A 7,562-nucleotide genomic window follows, 5' to 3' on the forward strand; every position below is an offset into this window, starting at 1 on the left:
CCTTGGACATGGCAAGGAACATCTTGCGCAGCGTGAGCGCCTGCTTCTCGTCCATGCTGTCGACTTCGATGTTGGTGAGCTTGGTCACGCCATCGACGAGCTCGGCCACCGTATCGCCAAACAGGCCGGAAACATCGGCGAGCGAGGTCTCAGTATCCTCGACGGTATCGTGCAGCAGCGCGGCGCACACCACATCGCAGTCCATCTTGAGATCGGCCAGAATGATGGCCACCTCGACGGGATGGTTGATGTACATCTCACCCGAGCGCCGCTTTTGGTTGCAATGCTTCTCGGCAGCAAAGCAGTAGGCCTGCTCAACCTTAGAAAAGTCGTCCTCATTCATATATTTGAGGCACAGACGCTCCAGCTTGTCGTAGCTGTCCGCCATAATCTCGGGCGGCAGCTCATCGGCATGCTTATAGTGCTCCATCTCCGAAAACGGCTGGAGGGTGGAATCATGGGCGGTACGGGCTGCGGCATCCATCGAGGTCCCCTTCCCCTAGGCCCGCGGTACGATCGGGCGGTTAACTTTGGCTAGCATATCAGAAGCGCACGAATCGAGCGCCCAGCTCCGGAAAGCCGAAAACTCCATGCGCGAGCGCAAGCCCTCCAAATAGCGAATTGACCTGCTCAATTGCACGCGGCCGGGGTTTTCGGCCATCGCGATGCGACGCGTATCGTCAAACCCCGAAACGCGACAGAAACCAAGCTCTTCGAAGATTCCTAGGCCGCTTTCCACCGAGCGCTCGTCGACCGGCGTGCGGGCATCGATGGCAAGGCACATCTGCGCGATGTCGATATCGCTTGCGCAGAATGAATCATCCCCGGTCTTGCCGCGGTTGGAGCGCCACATGGTCTGCAGCGCGCGATAGAGTGTGACGAGCTCGTCGCGCTCGGGTGCGTAGCAGTCGAGCAGGCGCTCGTTAATGCGGGCATCGCGCGACGAATAGAGCAGGTGGATCACGGCGGGCTGGCCATCGCGACCGGCACGGCCGCTCATCTGGTTAAACTCAATGCCGCCAAACGGCATGTGATAGAGCACGACATGGCGGATATCGGGCAGGTTGACGCCCTCGCCAAAGGCAGATGTCGAGACGATGCAGCTGAGGCTGCCGTCTCGGAATGCTTCCTCCACGCGACGGCGATCGGAACGCGCAAGCCCCGCGTTATAGAACGCGATATGGGTTGCGCAATCGGGCACACGCTTGCGCAACGTCTTGGCGAGCGCCACGGACTGGTCGCGCGAATTGACGTAAATGACGGTCTTCTCCCCCGTCGCCACGATCGACACCAAACGGTTCTCGCGGCTCGCAAGATCTCGGTCGTCCTCGAGCTGCAGGTTCTCGCGCACCGTCTCGTCGACCACCGTGTGAGTGATCGGAAGCATGCGGGCAAGCTCGGCCACGACCGGAGCCGTCGCGGTGGCCGTCGCAGCCATAACGACCGGGTCGCCCAGAGCTTTGAGGATATCGGGCATGTCAAGATAGGCGCTGCGGTCGCCGCCCTTGGCAAGACCGGCATGATGCGCCTCATCGATAACGACAAAGCCGATGCGGCCCGAACGCGCGAAGCGGTCACGGTGGATAGATAGGAACTCGGGCGTCGTGAGCACGATACCGGTGCGGCCCGAAGCTAGGCCGGCGAACACGTCATCGCGTGCGGCCTCCACGGTCTCGCCGGTCAGCACGCCAACGCCAATGCCAAGCGATGCCATCGTCGACGAGAGGTGATAGGCCTGGTCGGCAACAAGCGCACGCAGCGGATAGACAAAGATGCTCGCACGTCCGCGAAGCACCGCCTCACGCGCGGCATGCACATGGAAGATGAGCGACTTGCCGCGGCCCGTTCCCATAACCGCCAAGACACTCTGGTGATCGGCCAAGGCGTCGAGCGCCTCAGCCTGCGCGCGGTGCGGCTGGTTCGATCCGATAAAGCTATGGATAAGCGAGCGCGTGAGCTCGGTATAGGAAAGCTGGGCGAGCGTCTCGCGCTTGCGCGACTCCAGGCGCAGGCCGGAATCCGTCGGCTGCACGCCACGACGAAGCTCGCATGCCGGATCGTCGACGCTGGGCAGCGTGGTATCGCGGACCAGAACATCCTTGACCATGAGCTTGGGCTTCACACGACCCTGCCAATGCTCGGCAACGGCCTCGAACACCAAGTCGACAGCGCTATCGCAGTTGATGAGCTTATCGATTTGCGGCACGCGGAACATAATGGCCGGCACACTCGCGGCGCCATCGGTCGCCACAAAGCGCATGTGCTCACCGGTTTTGCCCACCACGGCGCGATCACACATCGTCACGCCCTCGGCAGCCAGCAGCGGCACCTTGTTGCCCTGGCCAAACGGCTCAAGACGGGAAATCTGCTCTATAGTCTCGATATTCAGCTCGGAAAGGTCGACCGTGGCGGCAACCTCGTCGATGTCTTCAAAGTCCTCGGCGGGAATCTCCGATAGCACGGCGGAAAGGCGACGACGGAATTCATCGAGCTTGGATGCCTCGATGGTCACACCCACCGCACCGGCATGTCCGCCGCGACGAATCAGCAGGTCGGAACAGCGCTCGACGGCGTCAAACAGGTTAACTTTGCCCACCGAGCGACCAGAGCCGCGCGCGATACCGTCCTCGATCGAGAACAGCAGCGCCGGCACGTGGTAGCGGTTGGTCAGACGGCTTGCCACGATGCCCTTGACGCCCTCGTGCCAGCCTTCGCCGCCCACGACGATCGCGCGTCCGCCGTCATAGGTCTCCTCGACCTTTGCCATGGCATCGCGCGTGAGCTCCGCCTCGATCTCACGGCGCTGGCGGTTGATTTCCTCGAGCTCAGCCGCCAGTGCGCTTGCTTCGATGGGATTGCGGGCAAGCAGCAGATCGAGCGCCAGCTTGGGATCGGCCATGCGACCGGCAGCGTTTAAGCGGGGGATGAGCGAGAATGACAGGGCGTCGGCCGTAATGGTAGAAAGATCGGCCTTGGCAAGTGCGGCAAGCGCGATATAGCCGGGACGGGCCGTCACGCGCATCTGCTGGATGCCCTCGGCGACCAGTGCGCGATTCTCGGGCGTGAGCGGCATCATGTCGGACACGGTGCCCAGCGCCGCGACCTCGATCAGCGAACGCCAATACGACGGCTTGCCCAGACGCTCGCCCAGGACCTGCACCAGCTTGAGTGCCACGCCGGCACCGGCAAGCTCGCGCGAGGGACCCTCGTCCTCGAGCTTGGGGTCGGTCAGGGGCACGCCCTGCGGCACCTGGTCGGAGGGCTCGTGATGGTCCGTGACCACCAAATCGATCCCCAGGCTCTCCAGATAGGAGACCTCTTCCTTGGCGGCAATGCCGTTATCGACGGTCACGATCAGCTGGGGGCGAGCGAGCTCGTTAACGCGGTCGAGCGCCGCGCGCGAAAGACCGTAGCCCTCGTCAAAGCGATGTGGAATAAACGGCGTGACATCGGCACCAAACGCGCGCAGCGCCTCGGTCAACAGGCAGGTCGACGTAATGCCGTCGACGTCAAAATCGCCAAAGACGGCGATACGCTCGTGGCTGCGAATAGCACGCTCAACGCGGTCGGCGACGATCACCATGCCCGGAATAACGAGTGGGTCCGCCCAGTCGCGATCGAGCGAAGGCGTCAAAAACAGCTGGCCTTCCTCGATGGATGTAATGCCGTGCGCAACCATAATGCGCGCCACCAGCCCGGGTATGCCCAGGCCAGCCGAAAGCTCCTTTTCGAGCTCGGGGTTTTGCTGAGCGACCGCCCAGCGATGCGTCGTCTTAAGCGATGACATAGGCGCCCACCCCCGATAGGGGCAGGTCGCCGCGATACCTCTCACGGTTCATAGCGATGAGTCCTCTGTGTATGCCCGCTTCGGCAGGCAGATCTGTTGAACGGATTTATTATACCGTGCAGTGCGGACGCACAACGTCCAGCACGCCGTGGTTTCGATAAACGAGGGCGGTAATAGCCTCGAAATATTCGAGCGTTTCAGCCACACGGACGCATGCGAGCGTCTAGCATATCCATTCAAAACGGATTCACGAGCAAAGGGAGTCACAAGAGCCTATGAAGCAATGGGTTGGACTGGGCAAATTTCTCGCGGGGCACATGCAGATCATCGTTCCGATTTGCGTGGCGCTCGGCGTGCTCTTTCCTCAACAGGTCGGCGTTCTCAAGCCCATCGTTCCCACCTTGTTTGCCTTTATGACGTTCCAAGGTGCGCTCAGCAACACCTTTCACCAGGTAGCCGAGGTGTTCCACCGTCCGCTGCACCTGATTCTGGCGTTGTTGGTCTCGGCGGCGCTTATTCCCATCGCGGCCTACGCCATGGGATCGTTGTTCTTTGGTTCCAACCCCAACCTTGTCTGCGGCATCGTGCTCGAATACAGTGTGCCCGTGGCAGTCACCGCTTTTATGTGGATCAGCATGTTCGGCGGCAACGGCCCGCTCGCGCTCACCATCATCCTGACGTCCTCGGTCATCTCCCCTGTGACGATTCCGCTTACGCTCAAGCTCCTGCTGGGCGCCACCGTCTCGATCGACATGCCGAGCATGATGCAGAACATGGCCTTTATGATCGCCATCCCCGCCGTGCTCGGCATCGTGATCAACGAGCTCACGCGCGGATGGGGGCACGAAAAACTCTCCCCCGCGCTCTCGCCCGCCTGCAAGTTCATGATGATGGGCGTTATCGCCTCCAACTCCACCGCCATGAGCGAGTACGTGCTGCACATGAACGCGGTGCGCTTGGAAGTCGCCCTCTTTATTTTGGTCTTCGCCATCAGCGGCTTTGTCGTCGGCATTCTGGTCGCCCGCGCGCTGCATCTGCCATATAGCGAAACGACCACTATGTGCTTTACCTGCGGCATGCGCAATATCTCTTCGGGCGCCGTCATCGCCACGCAATACTTTCCGGGCGAAGTTGTGTTTCCCGTCATGTGTGGAACGTTGTTTCAGCAGGTGCTCGCCTCGCTTATCGGGCACTTCTTTGAGCGTCTGACCGGCGAGGAGCGCGCCGCCCAGCGCAAGCGCGTCGAGGCCGGCCGCGATGCAATGGCGCGCTAAACCGTCCGCAGTGTGCGGGCGCTCACTTTACGATGTGAGCGCCTCCAGATGTGCGCGGAGTCGCTCCGCATCGACATCGAGCGTGGTCTCAGCATTGACCTGAGCCAGCCGATACCCGACAAAGTAGGGTGAAACCACCCAACGTGGAAGCGCCTTGGCAATGGTCCGGCCGCTCATGTGATAGAAGAACAGGTTGTACGACTCTGCACGACCGCCATGGTGCTCGTGCAAGATATAGCGCAGAGCTACCTGGATTGCATCGGCGAAGAGATCCGCCTCGGCTTGGTCTCTCGTGTCATCGCTGGCGGCGATTCCCTGCGGGGCTGAAACGTTGATCTCAAAGAACCCCATGATCGGTTCGGTTGAGATGTTGACCGCGATTCTCCCCTGTCGCCAGACATTGATGCCTTCGAAATTGGCAGAAGTCAGCGAAGCATAGCCGTCTTCCTGCTCCAAACCCACAATCTGCATGTGCGGATGGACCAGACTGCCGCCCGAAAGTGGGCCCTTGTTCTTGTACATGAGCACACTGCGGTACTGTTGGGAATCGATCATCTGCTGCCAACAGCCCAGGGCAAACCGCATCACATGATGCAGCTCATCCGGTTCATAGGTCACCAGGTCGGCGTCGTGATTGGCAGACTCGATCAATACGGTCTGACGTGTGGCCCGCAAGGTCTTGAACTTATTCTCGAGCCAGATACAGTCACCATCGCGCTGGATGATGTTGGCAAGTCCCTCCGTGTCGCAAAAGGGGCACGCGGTGCCAGGGCGATGATTATCGTCGGGCTTACCGCTCGCCTGCTGAACGTCAAATACCAGCGCCACGGGTTATACCTCCAGCGGCACGATCTTGGTGCCATGGAGCTCGGAGACGCCTAGCGCCGCCGCGACCGCGTCGCGATTTGCCGTAGTGATGCCGCCGCCGGGAAGGATGGTCAAACGATCGCGCGCATACTCGATTAAACGAGCCAGGTAATCGAAATTATCCTCGATCGACGTACCGGCAGCGCCGCCATGCGTGAGGATGCGCGTAACGCCGCAGTCGGCAAGTGTATCAATCGCATCGAGCTGAGCCTCGGGCGAGAGCTGGTCAAATGACATGTGGAAGGTGATGTCGATGGGATCACGCTTACATTCCTCGGTCGCGCAGCCCGCAGCCATCACGAGGGCGCCAAGCGTAAGTTCGTCGAGCGCCCATCCGCCAGCGCAGGGTTTGCAGCAGCCAAAGACCAAGCCGTCAACGCCCGCACTCACGGCAAGGCCCAAGTCCATCTCCATCATGCGCAGCTCATCCTGGTTGTAGTGAAAGTCGCCGCCACGCGGACGAATCATGCACATCACCCGTGCATCGTGCTCGTGGACATAGTTGGTCGTAGCGCTGATAACGCCGGCCGAGGGCGTGGTGCCACCAACGGCAAGGTTGTCGCACAGCTCGATACGCCTTGCACCGGCATCGATAGCCGCCGGCACCCGCTCAAAGTTCTCGGCACAAAACTCGTACACCATAGATAGACCCCCAAAGACAGCAGATGTTTTCCGACGGGCATTGTCACACATCCCCATGAAGTTGCGGTGGAATAGGGACTGTTTTGGCCTCTGAGACTCCCATTTAGTCCCTATTCCACCGCAACTTAAAGGGGGTAGTCATTGGGGACGTTCTTAAACGACTACCCCCAAGTATCAGACCAAAGTAACGCCGCAGGCAGACGACGGACAGCGAGCGGGCACCAGAGCGAACAAATTGGCATGAAAAGAGGACGGCATAGACCTTCTGGTCATGCCGCCCTCTTTGAATGACAAGTTGTCGCTCTGGTGCCCGCGCAGCGTCGACTGGTCCGCCGTTCGGTAGAACGGCGGAACCTCCTAGCCACCCAGATAGGCCTTGCGGACGTTATCTTCGTGCAGGAGTTCTTGGCCCGTGCCGGTCATGGTGATCTTGCCGGTCTCGAGCACGTAGCCGCGCGTGGCGATGGAAAGAGCCATCTGTGCGTTTTGCTCGACCAGAAGCACCGTGGTGCCGGCCTTGTGCAGGTCCTCGACAATCTGGAAGATCTGTTCGATCAGAATCGGTGCCAGACCCATGGAAGGTTCGTCGAGCATAAGCAGTTTGGGGTTACTCATAAGGGCGCGCCCCATAACGAGCATCTGTTGCTCGCCGCCCGAAAGGGTGCCGGCGACCTGGCGACGACGTTCCTTCAGGCGCGGGAACTGCTCGTAGACGCGCTCCAGGCCCGGAGCCACCGTGGACTTGGGCTGCGTATAGGCACCCATCTCCAGGTTCTCCTCGACCGTCATCTGCAAAAAGGCGCGACGACCCTCGGGAACCTGAGCCAGGCCCTTACCAACCAGCTTATCAGCGGGCGTATGAGTAATGTCCTCGCCCATAAACTTGATGGAACCGGTCTTGGAACGCAGCAGGCCCGAGACGGTCTTGAGCGTTGTGGACTTGCCGGCACCGTTGGCACCAATCAAGGCCACGATCTCGCCCTCGTTAACGT

The 7,562-nt window shown here is 60.6% G+C and carries 6 protein-coding genes; 1 reads left to right on the forward strand and 5 read right to left on the reverse strand.

Annotated elements, in window-relative coordinates; all coding sequences use genetic code 11:
* Together AB5405_RS09255 and recJ are read right to left on the reverse strand one after the other, a co-directional pair.
* A partial coding sequence (locus tag AB5405_RS09255; RefSeq protein WP_368138277.1) for an HD domain-containing protein occupies positions 1 to 484 on the reverse strand: 484 nt, incomplete at its 3' end.
* A gap of 15 nt (positions 485 to 499) precedes the next feature.
* The gene (gene recJ, locus AB5405_RS09260; protein ID WP_368138278.1) at positions 500 to 3,787 is read right to left on the reverse strand and encodes a single-stranded-DNA-specific exonuclease RecJ; all 3,288 of its coding nucleotides are present in this window, start codon (positions 3,785 to 3,787) and stop codon (positions 500 to 502) included.
* A 275-nt stretch (positions 3,788 to 4,062) separates the two neighbouring features.
* On the opposite strand from recJ, the gene AB5405_RS09265 reads away from it, so the two are divergent.
* Positions 4,063 to 5,061 (forward strand): bile acid:sodium symporter family protein, encoded by a 999-nt coding sequence (locus AB5405_RS09265; RefSeq protein WP_148332595.1) that lies wholly within the window; start codon positions 4,063 to 4,065, stop codon positions 5,059 to 5,061.
* Between the two features lie 27 nt (positions 5,062 to 5,088).
* On the opposite strand, the gene AB5405_RS09270 is transcribed toward AB5405_RS09265, so the two are convergent.
* The 3 genes from AB5405_RS09270 to AB5405_RS09280 all read right to left on the reverse strand — a co-directional run.
* The gene (locus AB5405_RS09270; RefSeq protein ID WP_148332593.1) at positions 5,089 to 5,889 is read right to left on the reverse strand and encodes a DUF4931 domain-containing protein; all 801 of its coding nucleotides are present in this window, start codon (positions 5,887 to 5,889) and stop codon (positions 5,089 to 5,091) included.
* Positions 5,890 to 5,892: 3 nt separating this feature from the next.
* On the reverse strand, positions 5,893 to 6,570 hold the full coding sequence (locus AB5405_RS09275; RefSeq protein ID WP_368138279.1) for a copper homeostasis protein CutC: 678 nt from the start codon (positions 6,568 to 6,570) through the stop codon (positions 5,893 to 5,895).
* Between the two features lie 357 nt (positions 6,571 to 6,927).
* A partial coding sequence (locus tag AB5405_RS09280; protein ID WP_368138280.1) for an ABC transporter ATP-binding protein occupies positions 6,928 to 7,562 on the reverse strand: 635 nt, incomplete at its 5' end.

It is taken from the genome of Collinsella aerofaciens, from assembly GCF_040920445.1.
Taxonomy (GTDB): domain Bacteria; phylum Actinomycetota; class Coriobacteriia; order Coriobacteriales; family Coriobacteriaceae; genus Collinsella; species Collinsella aerofaciens_BH.